Annotated in this window: 18 protein-coding genes; 10 read left to right on the forward strand and 8 right to left on the reverse strand. The window is 45.5% G+C overall.

Translation table 11 applies throughout. The features are described 5' to 3' along the window. Nucleotides 1–17: 17 nt before the first annotated feature. Nucleotides 18–719, reverse strand: a complete 702-nt coding sequence (locus tag AZI85_RS12075) for a pirin family protein (RefSeq protein WP_063244273.1) — start codon at nt 717–719, stop codon at nt 18–20. A gap of 160 nt (nt 720–879) precedes the next feature. On the opposite strand from AZI85_RS12075, the gene AZI85_RS12080 reads away from it, so the two are divergent. The 5 genes from AZI85_RS12080 (at nt 880) to AZI85_RS12100 (ending at nt 4,968) form a co-directional block, all read left to right on the forward strand. After that, nucleotides 880–1,674 (forward strand): thymidylate synthase, encoded by a 795-nt coding sequence (locus tag AZI85_RS12080; RefSeq protein ID WP_063244274.1) that lies wholly within the window; start codon nt 880–882, stop codon nt 1,672–1,674. Beyond that, nucleotides 1,671–2,180, forward strand: coding sequence for a dihydrofolate reductase (locus tag AZI85_RS12085; protein ID WP_063244275.1), 510 nt, complete (start codon nt 1,671–1,673; stop codon nt 2,178–2,180). Before AZI85_RS12080 ends, AZI85_RS12085 begins: the two co-directional genes overlap by 4 nt. A gap of 104 nt (nt 2,181–2,284) precedes the next feature. Beyond that, nucleotides 2,285–2,590, forward strand: coding sequence for a PilZ domain-containing protein (locus AZI85_RS12090; RefSeq protein ID WP_155722488.1), 306 nt, complete (start codon nt 2,285–2,287; stop codon nt 2,588–2,590). Nucleotides 2,591–2,605: 15 nt separating this feature from the next. Then, nucleotides 2,606–3,619 (forward strand): UDP-N-acetylmuramate dehydrogenase, encoded by a 1,014-nt coding sequence (gene murB, locus AZI85_RS12095; protein ID WP_063244276.1) that lies wholly within the window; start codon nt 2,606–2,608, stop codon nt 3,617–3,619. 110 nt (nt 3,620–3,729) lie between these two features. Continuing rightward, entirely contained in the window at nt 3,730–4,968 is a 1,239-nt protein-coding gene (locus AZI85_RS12100; protein WP_063244277.1) for a M14 family metallopeptidase, read from the forward strand. 39 nt (nt 4,969–5,007) lie between these two features. On the opposite strand, the gene AZI85_RS12105 is transcribed toward AZI85_RS12100, so the two are convergent. Next, the gene (locus AZI85_RS12105; RefSeq protein WP_063244278.1) at nt 5,008–6,015 is read right to left on the reverse strand and encodes a hypothetical protein; all 1,008 of its coding nucleotides are present in this window, start codon (nt 6,013–6,015) and stop codon (nt 5,008–5,010) included. Between the two features lie 194 nt (nt 6,016–6,209). Between AZI85_RS12105 and AZI85_RS12110 the strand changes: the two genes are divergently transcribed. Beyond that, a complete protein-coding gene (locus AZI85_RS12110) occupies nt 6,210–6,656 on the forward strand; it encodes a hypothetical protein (RefSeq protein WP_063244279.1) in 447 nt (148 codons plus the stop codon). Nucleotides 6,657–6,817: 161 nt separating this feature from the next. Further along, the gene (locus AZI85_RS12115; RefSeq protein ID WP_063244280.1) at nt 6,818–7,501 is read left to right on the forward strand and encodes a TetR/AcrR family transcriptional regulator; all 684 of its coding nucleotides are present in this window, start codon (nt 6,818–6,820) and stop codon (nt 7,499–7,501) included. 71 nt (nt 7,502–7,572) lie between these two features. Here AZI85_RS12115 and AZI85_RS12120 read toward each other — a convergent pair whose 3' ends face one another. Further along, a complete protein-coding gene (locus tag AZI85_RS12120) occupies nt 7,573–8,760 on the reverse strand; it encodes a lytic transglycosylase domain-containing protein (protein WP_063244281.1) in 1,188 nt (395 codons plus the stop codon). Between the two features lie 31 nt (nt 8,761–8,791). Further along, on the reverse strand, nt 8,792–10,231 hold the full coding sequence (dacB, locus tag AZI85_RS12125; RefSeq protein ID WP_253720970.1) for a D-alanyl-D-alanine carboxypeptidase/D-alanyl-D-alanine endopeptidase: 1,440 nt from the start codon (nt 10,229–10,231) through the stop codon (nt 8,792–8,794). A gap of 91 nt (nt 10,232–10,322) precedes the next feature. Between dacB and AZI85_RS12130 the strand changes: the two genes are divergently transcribed. Continuing rightward, nucleotides 10,323–11,255 carry a signal peptidase II gene (locus tag AZI85_RS12130; RefSeq protein WP_063205060.1) on the forward strand — a complete coding sequence of 311 codons (933 nt, stop codon included), beginning with the start codon at nt 10,323–10,325 and terminating at the stop codon, nt 11,253–11,255. Between the two features lie 35 nt (nt 11,256–11,290). Here the strand turns inward: AZI85_RS12130 and AZI85_RS12135 are convergent, their stop codons facing one another. Beyond that, nucleotides 11,291–12,838 carry a methyl-accepting chemotaxis protein gene (locus AZI85_RS12135; protein ID WP_081110999.1) on the reverse strand — a complete coding sequence of 516 codons (1,548 nt, stop codon included), beginning with the start codon at nt 12,836–12,838 and terminating at the stop codon, nt 11,291–11,293. Nucleotides 12,839–13,038: 200 nt separating this feature from the next. Continuing rightward, nucleotides 13,039–13,884 (reverse strand): exonuclease domain-containing protein, encoded by an 846-nt coding sequence (locus AZI85_RS12140; RefSeq protein ID WP_253720971.1) that lies wholly within the window; start codon nt 13,882–13,884, stop codon nt 13,039–13,041. A gap of 109 nt (nt 13,885–13,993) precedes the next feature. Here AZI85_RS12140 and AZI85_RS12145 point away from each other — a divergent pair, with 109 nt between their 5' ends. Beyond that, nucleotides 13,994–14,674: a TorF family putative porin gene (locus AZI85_RS12145; RefSeq protein WP_063244282.1), complete on the forward strand. Its 681-nt coding sequence runs from the start codon at nt 13,994–13,996 to the stop codon at nt 14,672–14,674. On the opposite strand, the gene AZI85_RS12150 is transcribed toward AZI85_RS12145, so the two are convergent. Further along, the gene (locus AZI85_RS12150) at nt 14,646–15,608 is read right to left on the reverse strand and encodes a flagellar motor protein MotB (protein ID WP_063244283.1); all 963 of its coding nucleotides are present in this window, start codon (nt 15,606–15,608) and stop codon (nt 14,646–14,648) included. The genes AZI85_RS12145 and AZI85_RS12150 overlap by 29 nt on opposite strands. 97 nt (nt 15,609–15,705) lie before the next feature. After that, nucleotides 15,706–16,572: a flagellar motor stator protein MotA gene (motA, locus tag AZI85_RS12155; RefSeq protein WP_081111000.1), complete on the reverse strand. Its 867-nt coding sequence runs from the start codon at nt 16,570–16,572 to the stop codon at nt 15,706–15,708. 104 nt (nt 16,573–16,676) lie between these two features. On the opposite strand from motA, the gene AZI85_RS12160 reads away from it, so the two are divergent. Then, on the forward strand, nt 16,677–18,485 hold the full coding sequence (locus AZI85_RS12160) for a protein-disulfide reductase DsbD family protein (protein WP_063244284.1): 1,809 nt from the start codon (nt 16,677–16,679) through the stop codon (nt 18,483–18,485). Nucleotides 18,486–18,530: the final 45 nt, after the last annotated feature.

Below are 18,530 nucleotides of genomic sequence, written 5' to 3' on the forward strand. Positions count from 1 at the left end.
CGAGGAGCCCCTTTTTGTTAACGAAGATCAAAGAACAAAAATTCCGTTTCTTTATTAGCTTTAATATTCAACATCGTTTCATTTTCGATCGCCAAAGCGTCCCCCGATTTTAAAATCGTCCCGTTGACGACAAGCTCCCCTTCCGCCAATTGCACATAAGCACCACGGCCGGGACGAAGAGAGACCTGTTGTTCCACTCCAGGTTCAAAGATCGCGGCATAAAGATCCACATCTTGATTTATTTTCTGACTATCCCCACGCCCATCTTTCGAAACCAAAAGCTTCAACTGATTTAGTTTTTGTTCGCGCGTAAAGGACTGTTGCGTGTAACCGGGCTTGGCCCCGACGACATCAGGTAAAATCCAAATTTGAAAAAGCTGAAGCTCTTCACTGTCTGAAGGATTGTATTCACTATGACGAATGCCCGTGCCCGCGTGCATGGTTTGAATTTCGCCGGCTTTGATTTCTCCGACATTTCCTAGGCTGTCTTTATGTGCCACCTTTCCTTTGAGGACATAGGTGATGATCTCCATATCTTTATGCGGATGGGCTGGAAAGCCCGCCGATTTCGCGATCCAATCTTGATTGATCACGCGAATGTCCCGAAAACCCATAAATTGAGGATCGTAATACTCGCTAAATGAAAAGGAATGGCGTGATTTCAGCCAACCGCCAAATTCTGCATAGCCTCTGTCTTCGGATTTACGTAAATACATCATATTAGGCCCCTTTTCTCTTCATAAGATGTGCATGAAATAGGCAATGGCAAGCCCTCATGACACGATACAAAACAATGGTCCCATGCGATATGCCGTATTTCCATAGACAAAAAAGACGGGTTCAAAAATACTGTCATTGGGCACCTCTCAGGGAGGATCGATGAAGCAGTACCACGATCTTATTAAATTCGTTCTTGAAAATGGCACTAAAAAAGAAGACCGCACAGGGACCGGAACTATTTCTACTTTTGGTTATCAAATGCGCTACAACCTTGCAGAAGGTTTTCCTCTTTTAACAACGAAGAAGTTGCACACGCGCTCGATCTTTCATGAGCTTTTGTGGTTCCTTAAAGGTGAAACCAACATCAAGTATCTTCACGATAACAAAGTGACGATCTGGGACGAGTGGGCTGACGAAAACGGCAACTTGGGACCGGTGTATGGAAAACAATGGCGTTCGTGGGAAACCGCAGACGGTCGCACCATTGACCAAATCACAAACGTGGTTGAGCAAATCAAAAAAAATCCGAACTCTCGCCGCTTGTTGGTGGTGGCTTTCAATCCAGGTGACGTAGATAAAATGGCTTTGCCACCTTGCCACGCGTTCTTTCAATTCTATGTCGCTGACGGAAAACTTTCTTGTCAGCTGTATCAACGAAGTGCCGATATTTTCTTGGGCGTTCCGTTCAATATCGCGAGCTACGCTTTACTGACTCATATGATCGCGCAAGTTTGCGGTTTGGGCGTCGGTGATTTTGTTCACACATTGGGAGATGCTCATCTTTACACGAATCACTTAGAGCAAGCGCAGTTGCAGCTGACTCGTGATTTCCGTCCTCTGCCCCAATTGAAGTTGAACCCAGAAGTGAAAGATCTTTTTGCTTTCACATACGAAGACATTGAAATTGTCGGTTACGATCCACATCCCGCAATCAAAGCGCCGGTGGCCGTATGATTTTAACCCATATTGTGGCTTGTTCGAAAAATCATGTGATCGGAACTCAAGGGGGGCTGCCCTGGGATCTTCCCGAGGACATGAAATTTTTCCGCGACACAACCAAGGGTCACATCATGATCATGGGCAGAAAGACCTTTGATTCTTTCAATGGCCGAGCTCTTCCCAATCGCTATCACATCGTGATCACCCGCGATCCGTCGAAACAAAGCTTCCCTTCGACAGAATCCAGTCCGGTGGTTTTTGTCTCTTCGATTGAAGAGGCCGTAGCGCACGCCAAACCACTGACAGCAAAATGGGGCGATGAAGTTTTCATTATCGGCGGCGGAGAAATCTACAAACAATCCATGCCGATCACGAACAAAGTCTATCTAACCCTTATCCATCAAGAGTTTCCGGGCGACACCTATTACCCGCAAATTGACGAAAATGTTTTCACACTGAGTGCACGTCGTGATGTGGAAGTGCCAATTCCATTTTCGTTTCTAACTTACATTCGCAAGTAGGGTCTAGATTTATAGTCTCATTTTGAGAACACGGAATTTTGGACTCTACGAACGCGATATTTCCTCCGACAATAGAATTAGCAACCATGCCTTTCGGAGTCGCGATGAAAACGTCCAAACGCTTTGCCACTAAAGAAACTGCGAAGATCGAAGTTTACGGGCATATTGGAATTCTGGTTGCGAGTCTAAAAAATCTTTCCGAAACCGGCGCCTTTCTAGAAGTTTCCCAAGGTGATTACGTCCCGCAAAAAGGAGATCTTCTGAATATGACTGTCCAGCTGGACAGTCTTCGTCGTACGCACAACGTGGCCGCCGAAGTGGTTTGGAGCAAAGGTTTGGGGCTTGGCATTTGTTTTATTAACAAAGAACAAGTTCTGGAAAGAATGATGGCCAAAGCCGTTGGCTTCTAATAAAATCTGTAGATCATGCAGATCCGCACAAAAGTTGACTTAAGCTCATTTAACACACTTCAATTACGTTCCCAGGCAGAACACTATGCGGAGCTTCGTTCACCGTCTGATTTGCATGCCGTTCAAGATGACGCCTCTTTAAAAAAACTGACTTGGAACATTTTGGGCGGCGGTAGCAACCTGGTTCTTCCTTCATCCATTCCCGGTCTGGTTTTGAAAGTTGCTAATCAAGGTAAAGAACTTGTCGCTGACGACAAAGACTTTTGGTTCGTCAAAGTTCAAGCGGGCGAAGTTTGGAATGACTTTGTTCAATGGACTTTGCAGCAAGGCTTTTGGGGTTTAGAAAATCTGTCTTTGATTCCCGGCACTGCCGGTGCGGCCCCTATTCAGAATATCGGCGCCTATGGCGTGGAGATCAAAGACACTCTTTGGGAAGTCACTTGTCTGGATTTAAAATCCGGAGAAACCAAAGTTCTTTCAAATAAAGAATGCCAATTTGCTTATCGCGATAGCTTCTTCAAACAAGAAGGCGCAGGTCGTTATCTAGTTTGGGATGTCACCTTCCGTTTACCTAAGAAAAATGTTTTGCATCTGGAATACGGAGACATCCGCAAAGAACTTGAACGCCAGCAATTAGCAGCGGATCCTCGCACCATTGCAAATGCCGTGATTCATATTCGCCAAACGAAGCTTCCCGATCCCCGTGTTATTGGTAATGCCGGCAGCTTTTTTAAGAACCCGATTGTTTCTAAAGAAATGCGCGATTCTATTTTAATGAGGCACACCGATTTGGTGAGCTATCCGTATTTAGAAACGAATTTCAAACTTGCGGCTGGATGGTTGATTGACCGTGCTGGTTGGAAGGGTAAGAAACTGGGACCGGTTGGCATGTTTGAAAAGCAGGCCCTGGTACTTGTAAATCACGGCGGGGCCTCTGCGGATGACGTGTGGAAGCTTGCCAACCAGGTCAGCTTGGATGTGAAAAACATGTTCGGTGTTGAAATCGAGCCGGAACCGATTCGCTGGTAACTTTTCGCCTAGACCTAAGGCCGTGTGCACCGACTAAAGACTTGTACCTCGACATAGATAAATGACACTAAGGTATTCCTGACAGCCATGTCAGAACCCAAGGAGGGGTTATGAAAATCACCAAGGTGCTCGTTGCGGCCGCTTTTATCGCCGTGGGCTTTTTGCCTTTTCAAAATGCATACACTGTCGATTCCACTCAATATTGGATGAAAGTTCGCGCCAAAGATAAGTTCGAAAGATCTTTGATCGCGAATACAGGTCTTGCCATTGAAACCACGCGCGAAGATTTCGTCGTCGGTGTTGGAAGCCTGGAAGAAAAAAACGCGATTGAGCGTTTGGGTCTTTTAGAAGTCAGCTTCCCGCTAACGGACGCGATGGATTTCCCGACGAAAGATGCCGCTTTTCATAACTACGCGGAGATGACAGAAAAACTTCGCACTCTGGTTACGAACCACAGCTCGATTGCGCAAATGAGTTCCATTGGAAAATCTGTAGAAGGTCGCGATATCTGGGCGATTCGCATTTCTGGAAATCTGGCGCAAGCGGACTCCTTACCTGCCGCCGTGTTCATGGGTGGACATCATGCGCGCGAACATCTGTCGATCGAACTTCCGATTTACTATGTGGAATATCTTTTAACGGAGTATGCGAAAGGCAATCCACGCGTTCAACGTTTGGTGAACAGCCGTGATATTCACTTTATTCCGATGGTGAATCCCGATGGCGCGGAATACGATATTTCGACAGGAAGTTATAAATCCTGGAGAAAAAATCGCACACGCAATAACAACGGCACTTATGGTGTCGATCTCAATCGCAACTACGCGTATGGCTGGGGCGGCGAAGGCGCCAGCACAAGTCCTAACAGTGAAACTTACCGCGGCCCGCACGCTTTCAGTGAACCTGAAACTCAGGCCATCAAGAAGTACGTCGACACGCACGAAAATATCACGATTCTTCTTTCGTTCCACACGTACTCACAGTTGATCTTGTATCCGTGGGGTCATGTTTATGAAAGCATCGCCAATGCCCAGGACAAACAAGTCCATGAAACCATGGCAAAAAAGATGGCCGAGTGGAATGGCTACACTCCCCAGCAGTCTTCCGAACTTTACATCGCCAGCGGGGATACAACGGATTGGTCTTATGCAGAACACAAGATCATCTCTTTCACTTTCGAATTAGATCCAGGAAACAGTGGCTGGGGCTCTGGCGGTTTTTACCCTGGAGCGGGCGTGATTCCGGAAGTGCAAAGAAAGAACTTAGAACCGGTTCTGTATTTGATTGAATACTCTGACAATCCTTACCGTGTTTTAGGATCTGGAAACGGTCCGATCTTTAAGCCTTAATAAACGAAAAAACCCAGCCTTGTGCTGGGTTTTTTCTTTCTATCTGGTTCCTTCCAAAGCTTTTCCACGCAGTCGAACATTCGAGCCGCCAAATTCTTTGGCCCGTTTTTCTTTTGAACCTAGATGCTCGTTGACGAAACTTTCACACTCACCGGCCAAGGGATCACCGGAAGGTTTCTGGCAACAACGCAGAACTGCCGCCGGAAGTTTATTGAGCTTCATTTGCGGATCTTGCGCCATCGCCACCGAATAGTCCGAAGCACTGTGACCTTTATTAAATCGGGTGACTTCTTCACCGTTGATCCAGATATGAGGTCCTTCCCCTTTATTGCACGTGATTTCAATCGTGGACTTAGGTGTTTGTGCCAGCATTTCACTGATTTCCTGAATGCTTGAAAGGGCCTGGCTATTTCCGTACTGAGAAAGACATTTCTTCGTCATGTCTTGATTCTTGTTGAAATAATAGTTGTCGCGACAGCGCGCTAAAGGAGATTCAGAAGAAGTTTCTCGCACCAGCCACAACGAGGCCGCCATAGAAACTTCCAAACATCCTGAACTCACCACCATATTGCAGGTTAAAGAAGCTTGTGCGTAAGGAAAGAACAAAGACCATAAGCCCGCGCCTTTGGACTTCGCCGGCAAAATCTTCATACTCACCAATCGACGCAAGTACGACATCTTTTCTTCCAGAGTTTTATAACGATCGACTTCGATCTTGTGACCGTTGACTAGGAATTCACCCCGAAAATAGTCCGTTATTTCAACTGAAACCTTCGTGCCATCAGAAAACTTGTAGGTGATGATTCCGTCTTCGTTGGCCACTTCGGGCATTTCGACCCACAGTTTTTTCTGTATAAGACCTTCAAGATATTTCACTTCGCCTTCATTCAAGCGAGGTTTCAATTTTTCTAATGCTTCAGAGGGTGACTTGATACGCGAAAGACTTAACGCCGTATCGGCGATGATCTTTTTCTCTACGTCCTGCCTAGGAGTCGCAAAGACAGCAAAAGGTAAAAACAAACTGAGGATCAGTGCAGAAACTTTCATAGGAACCTCTAATTGTTATGACCCTTAACGTATCGGTTTGTTACACACCGGACTTTAGAAAAGCGGCCGCACCCAAGTCCCCGCCATTTTCGACCCCTGTCTCGAAGTTAGACAGGGTTCCTTGCCTAAAAACAAATATAAAGAAGAATACGGCGCCTTCATTTTGCACTATACAGCCATGAGGGAAAATTCGTATGCGCCAATTCAAGCTGTTCGTTGCCTTCATGCTGTGTTTTTCATTTACGTCGGCCTATGCCCAAAGTCTTTGCCAGGTCTCTGGTAAAAGTCGTTTGGCCATGGACCAACGCGATGATTTAAGACTGAAATGCTTGAAGCAGAAAAAAGCGCAGCTCAATGTCTCTTCCTGTTTAAATATCGCTAAGAAAATGGAGTATTCAACCAACGCCGAAGAGGCTCGCCTGGTTTGTCTTTATGATCTTCGCGGCATCACGATCAAAGAATGCCATGCCATTTCTAAAAGCATGGAATACGCGGACACCGGAGATGAAGTTCGTTGGGAATGTCTTCGCCGGTTCAATCGCTCTTTAACGAAAAAACAGTGCACCACTTTCGCAAAGAGCATGGCGTATCCTGCCAACACTCAACGAGCAGAAGTTTACTGCGCGCAGGAACTTGAATAAGCAAATTCTAATACCGATCACATTCAATACTTAGAACCTGTTCATTACAGGTTCATTACAATTCTGTAAAAAACCAGACTTGCCCCTATCTGCAATGCTCCTTATTCTGTCCTCATAGGACACGAATCCAAAAGTGCGTATTTAGAAGGGATAACTCGGTCATGACTCAATCTATTGAGAAAGAAAAAGCAAAGAAAACTAAGATCATCGTGAAAGCTCCAACACAAGAACGTTCAAGGCAGACTGTGGCCACGATCTTAGATGCTTGTTCTCGTCTTCTTATTTCAGAAGGCTTCTACTCTATTACTACAGACAAAATCGCGAAAGAAGCCGGCGTCAGCATCGGGTCTCTTTACCAATTCTTCGGTAATAAAGAATCTGTTGTTCAAGCAGTGGTTAAAAATATCGTTGAAGAAGATAAACGCATCATCAGTGAAAAGATGCGCGCGATTTCCCCACTTCCGCCTGAGCAACGAGTACGAGCGATGATTGAACTTGCTGTGGACACGATCCGCCGCAACTCTGAACTTCGCGCGAAACTGACAACGATCCAATATTATGTTGCTGAAGCATCTTATATGTCCGAGTCGATCCGTTTCTTCCAGGAAGTTGTTCGTTACAATCTTCCACAAATTCCGGGTCGCGATATGGAAAAGGTGTCTTATCTTGTTGTGAATGCTTTCATCGGTTTGGTGAATACAATGTCTATCGATAGACCAGAAGCCATTCATGATGCCGGCATCGTGCAAGAAATCACTCAAATGTTCTTTAAATATTTAGATCTAGAGCCTGGTAACACAGCGACATCCTCCGTAGGTGCTCGTGCTAAAGGCGACTTTATCTAAATAAAAAACGATCACCTAAAAAAGAAAAAGGGAGCGAAAGCTCCCTTTTTTATTTCGTATTTTGGAAAACTCTAGCGACCTTTTTTATCTTCCATCGCGACCGTACGATCTTTTCTAGCCAATGAAATCAAAGCCACATTGTATTTATCTTTAGGAACTGAAATCACGGTCTGCGCTGGGATCGGATGTCCTTTGCGCGCCTTGTGTGTCAGGTGAGGATTGTAAACTTGCGCTTTTGAATCGTCTCCGTCGAACCAACTAACAATCTCTTTGTACTTCACTGAAACGGGAAGTTTTAAGTCTTGTGCCGGCAAGGGTTTTGACCAAACCACAGAGCCGTAATACTTGTTCGCGTTTTTTTCCACTTCAAGTGCCGCTAAGAAGCTTGCATAGAAGTTGCGGGAAGCAAAACCAAAACTCTTACGAGAGCGAACATTTTGAATCAGTTCACCCAACTCGCGAGTTTCATAACTCTTTGTCATTTTCAAAACGCCTGTAGGGCCATGGTTATAACCAGTCACCGCCAAAGGCCAGGATTCTAACATACTGTAGTTTTGACGAAGCAGTTTCGCCGCCAGTTTCGTTGCCTCTAAAGGATGATTTCGTTTGTCCACCACAGGAGAAATCATTTTATAAGGACGAGCCGTGTAAGGCATGATCTGCCAAATACCGCTCGCACCGACTTTAGAACGCGCCATAATATTAAAAGAGCTTTCTACGAAAGCCAGACGAGTTAATTCTACGGGAACCTTGCTGTCACGGAAGATTTTTTCCATGTCTTCAAGATAGCGGCCAGAATAAAAGATGGCGTCTTGCATACGGTCTTTTTGACCTAACTGAAAACGCAGACGTTCGCCTTCTTCAGGAGTCGACAAGCGAGCCGCGATGATCTTTTTCACTTCATCGACTTTCTTTTGTTTTTCACGCTCGGTTTTTAAACCTTTAAGATCGACGATCTCGTAAACGGTTTCCACGTTTTCTGCATCGTGAATCACACCTTGCTCTGTCGTGTATTTCGTATAGACGTCGATCCAAAATTGAACCTGTTTTTCCATGCCTTTAGGAATAGAGAAAGCAGATTCGTTGTATCCCAAGGCTGCGGACTGATCGGCAAAAACAGGGGCACGCCAAGGACGAATCTCCTCAGGACTTCTGCTTAAGACTTGCGGCACGACTTGCGCAGCAATATCGCCTTGCGCTCCCGCGATTGGAGCAACAGATAAAATCGCGTATAAAATTGAGACACTCAGCTTTTTCATCGAACGTCCACCTTCCTGGTTCTCATTCGGCTTATTTTACTAGATAGATAAGTAAATTATCAAAAAACGCACGAATCTTTGTTTCATCCGTAGACCCGTTGTAAACAAACGAAAACGTGACAACCCGACCATCCTCTAATCCCGCGTAACCCGCTAAGGATACGACGTTCGTGAGGAATCCCGTTTTAGCACGCACCCAACGTTCCGCCGCTGAGTTCTTCATTCGCTTTTTGAGCGTGCCATCGACGCCGGCAATGGGCAAGGACGTAAGAAATTCGGGCTGGACTCGGAAATCATCACGCAAGTGGTCTAAAACTTTCCACATGGCAAAAGATGAGATTCTGTTTTCACGCGATAATCCCGAGGGCGAATTAATCTTGTACTGATCCGCGGGCAATCCCAGACTTTGCAAATGCTCATTGATGACTAGCACGCCATCCGCCAACGTGGCACCTTTTGCTTTTTTCGCAACACCCAGGTTCTTTGTCAGCATTTCCGCCACGTAGTTGTTCGAAAACTTGTTCATGTCAGCAACCATCTGCTCGATCGGCTTGCTTTCAGACTCTGCTAAGAGGTCTGACTTCTCTGGTGTGACACCGTTCTTCACTTCTCCGGTGAGTTGAATTCCACGTTGAGCCAAAAAAGCTTTCAAGTTATAGCCTGCCCAAAGGTCGGGTTGCTGCACGTTCTTGAAAACCACGATTTCTTTAAGGCCCTGTCCAATAGAGCCGCCCACTATAATCACGTCGCCGGGAAATTTCTTATCGTCTTCTCGATCGGCTAAAAGATTATTTCCAGATCCAGACACTGTTTTAGACCGATTGATAAGACGGATGTATTCATTTTCTGGATCAATGAAAACTTGCGCGTTCGAGCCGACACCGTTGGGGCGCACGAAAATATTCACCGAATTCCAGTTAAAGCTCATCGCCCCCACCGGAGCATCATAAGCACGATCGACTCGTTCTTTTTGTCGACTGAGGTCGTAACGGACTTTGTCAAAAAGAGTGTCGTCAACGATGATGTCACCTTCGATTTTCTTGACGTTATTGCGAGTGAAAGCATTGACCAGATACCACATGTTTTCCGAAACGAAAGAAGGATCGCCTCCCCCTTTTAGATAGAGATTCCCTTTAAGAACACCGTTTTTCGGTTCAACGTTGGATAAGAGTTGAGTTTTGAATCTGTGGCCTGGAGGAAAGTGCTCTAGCACCGCCGACGCTGTGGCAATTTTCGAAATCGACGCGGGAATCATCACTTTCGTGCCATTGGTGTCGAGAAGAACTTTCATTTCTTCGCCTTCGCCCACGGTGGCATACATGCCTAAGTCTTTAGCATCCACACCGAACTTTTTTAAAAGAGCCTGATATTCTTTTTGCAGATCTGCGAATTTATCTTTGGATTCCGTCCCTGGTTTTTGAGCGTTCGCGAAAACAGAAAAAAACAAAATGGTGGCAATAAGATATTTCAAGTCCAGCTCCCCTCGGGCGTCCCCGTCTAGGTATAGTAAAGGCGGAAGTTTTTCTTCGCAAGAACTGGGATGAATTGTTAGACTGAAGTGCATGAAAAAACGCGAATGGCTTATAGTGATTCTTCCTTTGCTCGCAACCTGGCTCGTGGACCGTGTCACGAAAATCTGGGCGACAGGAATCACACAGCTAAAATCTTTTGGTCCGGTTCACTTTGTTTTGCATCACAATCACGGCGCAATGTTGGGACTGTTTTCAGATTTGCCGTCTGTACTAAGAATCGTGTCTCTTTCTACGGGTGGAGCGTTCCTTCTTTGCACTTACGCTTTGATTCAATACCTTTTGCCGATCAAGTCCCTGACTTTACGAAGTGGTCTTTCCATTCTTATTGGCGGCATCATCGGCAACGTCACCGACCGGATTATCTGGGGTTATGTGGTGGACTTTATCGTTTTGGGTACGCCATCGCTTTCAAGTCCAGCATTCAACTTAGCGGATGCTTTGCAATGGTTAGGTTATGCATTGATTGTCTATGCGATCATTCGTGAAGGCGAACTTTTATGGCCTGAAAACAATGTTCGTAAGCAATATTGGGTGAACATGCCATTTCAGCTGAAGTACTGCTTCATTCTGATGGCGGTAGGTTTAAGTCTGACTTTGATTTGTTTGGTGTTCTCGTACACATATATGCGAGTGACGATTCAAGAGCTGGTGGGGAATAACGCGTTCTTATTGAATAAGTTCCTGGTTCCTTACGTCATCACTTTTATAATTATCTGTATCGCGTTTTGTGCCATCTTATTTGCTGTGGGTCGTTTGATCTCGCACCGAATTGCCGGACCGCTTTATGCCTTCGAGCGTTTTCTAAAGACTTCTTTGGAGGGAACATCTTCGCCTCTGAAACTGCGAGCTGGAGATGAATTTAAACACCTGGAAGAACTGGCCGAACAAATCAATGAGCGCCTAAATCAAATTAAAAAAGAGCGCACCGTCAACGTCATCGAATACAAAGAAGATGAAAACTAAAAAAGGGAATCTGTGAAGATTCCCTTTTTTCTTTATTAAGCCACATCGTTCAAGGGCAGTAAGTCTTCATTCGTCTTTGCGACCGTTTTTGGTGTCGCTGAAGATGGTCGGGCTTTCTGCGCCTTTACCGGAGGAGGCACCGGAGATGCCGCCAACGTCTGCTCGCCTTTAATAGTTTCCACTAAAGTAGCAATCACTTGAGTCATGCTGTCAGCTTGGGCTGAAAGTTCTTCGGCGGAGGCTGCGGCCTCTTCAGAAGTTCCCGCGTTGATTTGCGTTACTTGATCCAATTGATTCATCGCCTTACTGATCTGAGCAATGCCATTGCTTTGTTCTGTGCTTGCCGCCGCGATTTCATTGTTTAATTGAGTCACCTTCTTCACGGCATTGACGATTTCATTAAGAACCACACCACTGCGCTCAGCTTGCTCACTGCCGATCTCGATACGCTCCACAGAGGTTTTGATCAGTTCAGTAATATCCTTCGCGGCTAAGGAACTTCTTTGCGCCAAGGTTCTTACGGCTTCCGCCACCACCGCAAATCCCTTGCCTTGTTCTCCCGCGCGGGCCGCTTCAACAGCCGCGTTGAGCGCCAGAAGATTCGTTTGAAAGGCGATATCATCGATCACGTTAATGATCTCTGCGATTTTTTTAGAGTCTTGTGAAATACCAGACATCGAGCCCACCAACGTGCGGATTTCTTGTTCACCACGAGTGGCAATCGAACTTGTCTCATTAGACAAAGAAGCCGCTTCAGCCGCATTGTTCGAGTTGACCTTCACCATAGATGAAAGCTCTTCAATTGTAGCTACAGTTTCTTCCAAAGAAGACGCTTGCTCTGTCGAGGCCTGTGAAAGCTGTTCGGAAGAAGAAGCAATCTGTTGGGCCGCCCCTGAAACCTGCATAGAAGCACTGGATAGATTTTCGATCACGGTATTGATGGCTCTGCCTAAAGAAACCAAGACAAATCCCGCTAAACCTGTTCCTAAAAGAATCGCGAAGGCACTTACGAAGATCATCAGCATGCGTGCGTGCTCATAATTACTTTGTGCCATGGCCGCTTCTTCTTCCATGCGTTTTTCGTTGCGCTCGACCGTCGAGTTGATGATCCCTTCTCCGAATTTTCTTAAGGGAGCGCCCTTTGTCTGAGCCATAGTTAAAGCGGCTTTATCATCACCTTTGGTTGAATGATTTTTTACTTCCGCCGTCGTATTCCACCACGTCAGATAATTTTCTTTAAATTGTTCCATTTCCTTTTTTCCGGTCTCGGTAGAAATGGCATGTAAAGAGTCAATTTTTTTAAGCATTTCATCATGGCGCTTTTCCATCAAGCCCCAAGCCGTTTCCATAGCTTCTGGAGAATCTTCTAAGATCAAATTCTTTTCATTCATCATTTGCAAATAGAACAAAGCCTTGATGTCTTTAACTAAAGAAACGCGCAGGCTTTTTTCTTCGACAATAGATTTTAAGGACAGGTTGATGCCTTCCATACGAGTAAGACCGATACCGGCAATTGTTAATGAACCAAGCACAAGAATGGCCATCACAAAGGCCAACTTAAAGTTGAGACTTCTTTTTTTCATTTAGATTTTCCCCTTAGTTACGCACAACACATCTTGCATTTGTATGCAAAACGACGAGGGGATTTTCGGAAAACAAACAAACAACTTAAGTTTATTTCTAAACAAATTTTATTAACACGAAGAGATCTTCGCCGAAGAATTTTTCGGAACACTTCGAACGAAAGTCGGATTTTACCTCTGAAAAAACGTGTTAAGGATTGTTAAGCGTAGACGACGGCCACGTCATTGATGCGATTTAAGTAATATCTCTTCGCCGTTTTTTCATTGTGACAAAAGGCTTGCAGATAATCGCCATCCGGATTTCTTACAATTCCAATAGGAGTGATCCGGCGAACTTCGCCTTTTGCAGAGCCTCCCATATAAACCATGTCGATGTCTCGTTTTGCTAGAATGGCTTCTTTGATAAATTGAAATTTCGGCGCATTCAAAGCGGCTAGTGAATAATCTTTCCACCAAAGATTCTTGGCCTGGCTTTTAATGACCTCAGCCAAAGTGACGTTCTCGTTCATTTTTTGAAAGCAAGCTAAGGCCACATAAAGACAAGATTTCGCATCATCGTAGGCTCTATGAGCCTGGCCACCGTCGATTGTTAGATGCTTCACCAAAGTTTGCAGCTTATGATTTTCTACGCCATGAATCCACTTGCGCGAAAGAAGACTGGTGCACAACGCGGGTTCGGATGGAAGAGGCAGATGGTTTTTTTCGAAATCTGCCGCCAAGAATCCCATGTCAAAAGGGGCATGGTGAGCCATGACAATCGTACCTTTGATAAAATCATGAATCTCGCGGATCTTTTCTGACATCGGTGGAGCGTCGGCGACCATCTCGTTTGTGATCCCGTGAATACCGATAATAAAATCCGTCATGAGTTCGCGCGGCTTAATTAGAAACTGCAAGCGCCCGATCTCTTCCCCTTTATACCATTTGACCGCACCGAATTCGACGATGTCATGCCCGACCGGGTAAGCACCGCTTGTTTCAGTATCGAAAGCCACAAAGGTATATTCGTTCAAAGGAAGATCTAAATTCATAGGAACAGGCACCATAACACCTTTTTGTGTCAGCGACCAGAGCCAAAAGTCCAGTCCCCGAAATCCCTGCAAGTGAAGTCTTTGTTTTTCAATCGCGATTAGTTCAGAATGAAAGCACTTATCTATGCGAAGATACATTGCTTTTATAACTATTCTTATCAGTTCGTGGACAGCTCAAGCCGCCGATGGAACATCGCCGACGTTTGATCTTTCCGGAGACATCAGCCTGTTATCTCATTACGTGGAAAATGGTTTGTCCCAATCGGACAGATCCCCTGCTCTGCAAGGCGCTTTTTGGTTTAACTTCGGTTCCCAATTTCGCTTGGGTGTTTGGGGTTCCAATACGAACTTTGAAAATAGTGACGATCACTTTAATTTAAGACTTCTGGGCGATATCAAGGTCAGTTTTTCTCAGAACACCAACTTGATTATCAGCTACGCGCAAAGCCAGTACTATAACGGTGGCGATCGTAACGGAAATATCATCGGCCTGCGCCTGAATATGTTTGATTACCGCATTATGTACGACAGCTTTAGCAACTGGGAAGGCACGGACGAAAACTCCAAGCGCTTTGCTTTCGGAAAGTTCTTTAATGTTTTCAACGGTTGGAAGTGGGATAACGAAGTTGGATATAACACACCCAATATCGATGAAATAAATCCTTACTTCGATGCGCGGACGGGATTGGGAACAAAATGGGGAGTGATCTTTTTTGAAGGAGCTCTCACTGGTACCAGCGAAAGCTCCCAATTTAATGGTGCCGGAGATTTGTTTTTTATTCTGTCGGCGTCGACGGAGTTGTAATTCCCGCCGCTTCATTCAGCTCTTGATCCACTTGTTCTTTCAAGTTCTTCGGAGCTTCTTGTTCTTTTTTACGATTGCTGATCTGATTCACGAAGTTGTCATACACAGACATATCCACACGTGAAGGACCAAACAAGGCTTCTAACTTACGTGGCTTACGACCGTCCGAAGTGATTTCTTTCTGCGCGATCTTCACGCGGATGAAACCCACAAGCTTCGCTGGATCAATCTCGCCTCGTTTTTCTTTCACACTGATTCCACCGGTGACAGAAACGGTGTTTGTTTCCAAAGAAGCTAAGATTTTATTACGAACTATATCAAATCTTTCTGCCGCCACTTTGTTTGCCGTCATCACGTTGCCATCGGCAACCGCTTGAACAAACAATCCTGACGTCAACTTGATATCCGCATCTTTCAAACCTGTCGTGATGCCTTTGATTTTATCCATGACCTTCACGAAACTTGCGTTTGGTGTCGCCGTGCCTCTTTCAAAAAGCATGTAGTCTGGAATATCAAAGTCATAACCTTCCGGAGTGACTTGTACGTTTTTCGCAACATCATTCATCTGGTCTGCCAAATAAGCAGCCACCACTTTTGTTGAACCCATATCCAAAAGATTTGGAGTTTGATCCGCTGGCTCCATAAAACTTTGGAACGCCTTCAAAGGTTCATTCAAAATATCTAAGAATAACTTTTCAAGAGTGATCTCGGCACCGAAGTTCTGGAAATTGTATTCAATCACAGACGGCGTTGAGAAATAATCTGAAACGGCTTTCTTCGTTTCTTCGGATTGACCTAAAAGCCACATCACCAGGAAGAAAGCCATAAGGGCCGTCATGAAGTCGGCCAAAGCCACCTTCCAGGAACCGCCATGATGGCCGCCTCCTGAAACGATGATCTTTTTGATGACAATGGTTTGCTTTTTTTCTGCCATTTCCTATCCAATTTTCTTGAGGTTCCGTCCTCAGTACTTATTTCTCAATCTGTTCAGCTACGCGGGCTGAAGCCCGCTTCGCCCGTTTGACAGTCGATTACGCTGCCTTCTTAATTTCTTTAGTTGCTTTATCAACTTCGTCAAATGAAGGACGCTCTTCCGGCATGATTGTACGACGAGCGTACTCTACACACACAATCGGAGGCGCGCCTCTTTGCAGAGCGATCATTGCCGCTTTAATACAAGCTAGGTAACGACCTTCAGCTTCAATATCCGCACCCATTTTTGATGCTGTTGGAGCAATCAAACCGTAGGCACAGAAAACCCCTAACATCGTTCCGACCAGGGCGCCGGCAACCAAGGAACCGATCTTTTCAACCCCTTCAGTCAAGTGGGCCATGGTTTTAACGATACCAAGAACGGCGGCAACGATACCCAATCCAGGGAAACCGTCGGCGACTGTTTGCACCGCGTGCGCGGCCATGTGTTCTTCGTGGTGAATCGCTTTGATATCGGCATCAAGAAGATCATCCACGTCATACGGAGACATCTCTGCTGACAACGTGATTTTCATCGTGTCACACAGGAAGTGAACGGCGTGGTGATTGTGCATGAAACTTGGATAAGCTTTGAAGATGTCGCTTTTCTCTGGTTCCTCGATGTGTTTCTCAATCCCTTGCGGTCCTTCTTTTCTGAACGCTTGGAAAAGTTGGAACATCATCTGCAACAATTCGACATATTCCTGCTTCTGAGGACCTTTTGCCGTCATCGCCTTGATACTCAATTTGATACCAGATTTAATAATTTTCATCGGGTTCGCAATAATATACGCACCGAGTGCGGCTCCCCCGATAATCATCATTTCGATAGGCGCTGCTTTCAAGATAACGGACATGTGACCGCCGGCTATAATGAAGCCCCCGAACACCATCACGAATACGACTATGATACCTACAAATCCCATAAGATATGACCTCTTCAGTTTCTCTATCGGAGACAGTTGTGGTAATATTGAGTCATTGCCGAATAAACTTGCCCATGGTCCGGACTGGGACTAAGAGGAAAAGCATGAAACGCAGCCTGAAGCACATTTTAGTATTCACACTTTTGCTTTTGACGAGTCCTTGGTCTTGGGCACAGCTGAACACCAACGACACCGATCCTCTTCTGGTTGAAACGAAAGTCATTCCTTTTGAGTGGAACCCCGGCCAGGGTGGAACTCTTGAAATTAAAATGAAACTTCCAGCGGGATATCACGCTTACGATGATCAATTCAAAGTCGTTATCTTGGAGCCCGATGGATTTCAGGTGGCGCCACTGAATGTTGCACCCTTAAAAAAATGGTTCGATAAGTTTTCAAAAAAAGAGCGTCTGGGAATTGAAAATGAAGCGACCTTGCAAGCGCACATTGAAGCTCCGAATCGTTTCTTGAAAAAACATGACAAGATGAAACTTGAGCTGACTTATCAAGCTTGCTCTGAACAGTTTTGTCTTTTCCCAACAACGAAACTGATTGAAGTTCCAATCACTGTTACCGTTGTTGAAGGTTCTCCGCAAATCGTGGAACAAGAAACCACGCCGGCAATGACCTCCCCTTCTTTCTTTGACTCTGGAAGTTTTCAAAAACTTCTAGGCGCAAGTATGTTCACCGGGCTTCTCTTTGTTTTCTTAGCGGGTGTATTCACGAGCTTCACACCTTGTATCTTCCCAATGATTCCAATCACCTTGGCGGTGTTGGGCAATCACGCCAATGAAAAAACTCGCCTGCAAAACTTTATCACTTCGTGTGTTTACGTTTTAGGTATTGCCACGACTTACTCTGTCTTAGGACTTGTGGCTGCATCGACCGGCGGTGTTTTCGGAGCGACCTTAGGAAATCCTTATGTCTTAGCCGTTATCTGCTTGATCTTCCTAGCGATGGCTTTAAGCATGTATGGTCTTTATGAGATTCAAGTGCCGGCGGCGATTCGCAATCGTTTCGGTGCGGGCCAACAGAAAAAAGGTTTAGGCGGTGCTTATCTTACGGGGCTCTTTGCTGGTATCGTAGCCAGCCCTTGCGTGGGTCCTGTGCTGGTTGCAATTTTGACTTACGTCGCTTCCACACAAAACAAAGTGATGGGATTTCTTTTCCTATTTACTTACGCCGTCGGTTTGGGATTGATCTTTATCGCGATGGGAGTGTTCACCGAACTCAGCCGGGCACTGCCTCGCTCGGGTCCATGGATGAACGCATTCAAGTTCATTCTTGGAACTTTGATGTTAAGTGCTTTCTATTATTACTTAGAACTTCTTCTGCCAGAGCGTTGGTTTGACCTAGCGCTGGGTGTGGGCCTGATTATTTTAGCCAGCGTTTACGGTGCCTTCCTGGCAGCAGATCAAGTGGCTTCGCCTTTGAACAAAATCCGCAAAGGTCTTATGCAAGCCGTGCTTTTGGTCGGCGTGGGTTACATCGCTTTAGCAGCTTTTGAACTTCGTCCTTATATCCGCGGTCGCATCATGGCGAACGACAGCTTAAATCAAATCCAAAAACTTCAGTGGCAAGTTTACTCGGAAGATCTTTTGGCAGAGGCTGCAAAAAACGGAAAACCTGTGATCATCGACTTCTGGGCAGAATGGTGCGCGGCTTGCCACGAACTTGAAGAGAATACGTTTTCAGACGCTCGCGTGCGCGCGATGGGACAAAACTTTGTCTTCTTAAAATTTGATGCAACAAAAGACTCGGATAAGTTGCGCGAACTAAAAAAGAAATATGGGATTCAAGGACTGCCAACCGTGATCTTTATTAATCCTAACGGCGTTTGGATTGATGCCCTTACACTGACGATGTTTGAAAAACCGGATGCGTTTTTAAAACGCATGGAAAAAGCAGCCCAATAAAAAAAGCCGGTGTAAAAACCGGCTTTTTTATTTTGAAAAGCTGCG

This window comes from Bdellovibrio bacteriovorus (assembly GCF_001592755.1).
GTDB classification, from domain to species: domain Bacteria; phylum Bdellovibrionota; class Bdellovibrionia; order Bdellovibrionales; family Bdellovibrionaceae; genus Bdellovibrio; species Bdellovibrio bacteriovorus_E.

Excerpts from the sequence above, each read along its gene's own strand:
- AZI85_RS12115 (WP_063244280.1), top strand. The coding sequence starts at position 6,818 with ATGACTCAATCTATTGAGAAAGAAAAAGCAAAGAAAACTAAGATCATC.
- AZI85_RS12130 (WP_063205060.1), top strand. The coding sequence starts at position 10,323 with ATGAAAAAACGCGAATGGCTTATAGTGATTCTTCCTTTGCTCGCAACC.
- AZI85_RS12135 (WP_081110999.1), bottom strand. The coding sequence starts at position 12,838 with ATGAAAAAAAGAAGTCTCAACTTTAAGTTGGCCTTTGTGATGGCCATT.
- AZI85_RS12145 (WP_063244282.1), top strand. The coding sequence starts at position 13,994 with ATGCGAAGATACATTGCTTTTATAACTATTCTTATCAGTTCGTGGACA.
- AZI85_RS12085 (WP_063244275.1), top strand. The coding sequence starts at position 1,671 with ATGATTTTAACCCATATTGTGGCTTGTTCGAAAAATCATGTGATCGGA.
- AZI85_RS12100 (WP_063244277.1), top strand. The coding sequence starts at position 3,730 with ATGAAAATCACCAAGGTGCTCGTTGCGGCCGCTTTTATCGCCGTGGGC.
- motA (WP_081111000.1), bottom strand. The coding sequence starts at position 16,572 with ATGGGATTTGTAGGTATCATAGTCGTATTCGTGATGGTGTTCGGGGGC.
- AZI85_RS12120 (WP_063244281.1), bottom strand. The coding sequence starts at position 8,760 with ATGAAAAAGCTGAGTGTCTCAATTTTATACGCGATTTTATCTGTTGCT.
- murB (WP_063244276.1), top strand. The coding sequence starts at position 2,606 with ATGCAGATCCGCACAAAAGTTGACTTAAGCTCATTTAACACACTTCAA.
- AZI85_RS12075 (WP_063244273.1), bottom strand. The coding sequence starts at position 719 with ATGATGTATTTACGTAAATCCGAAGACAGAGGCTATGCAGAATTTGGC.
- AZI85_RS12150 (WP_063244283.1), bottom strand. The coding sequence starts at position 15,608 with ATGGCAGAAAAAAAGCAAACCATTGTCATCAAAAAGATCATCGTTTCA.
- AZI85_RS12110 (WP_063244279.1), top strand. The coding sequence starts at position 6,210 with ATGCGCCAATTCAAGCTGTTCGTTGCCTTCATGCTGTGTTTTTCATTT.
- AZI85_RS12090 (WP_155722488.1), top strand. The coding sequence starts at position 2,285 with ATGAAAACGTCCAAACGCTTTGCCACTAAAGAAACTGCGAAGATCGAA.
- AZI85_RS12105 (WP_063244278.1), bottom strand. The coding sequence starts at position 6,015 with ATGAAAGTTTCTGCACTGATCCTCAGTTTGTTTTTACCTTTTGCTGTC.
- AZI85_RS12160 (WP_063244284.1), top strand. The coding sequence starts at position 16,677 with ATGAAACGCAGCCTGAAGCACATTTTAGTATTCACACTTTTGCTTTTG.
- AZI85_RS12080 (WP_063244274.1), top strand. The coding sequence starts at position 880 with ATGAAGCAGTACCACGATCTTATTAAATTCGTTCTTGAAAATGGCACT.
- AZI85_RS12140 (WP_253720971.1), bottom strand. The coding sequence starts at position 13,884 with ATGGTGCCTGTTCCTATGAATTTAGATCTTCCTTTGAACGAATATACC.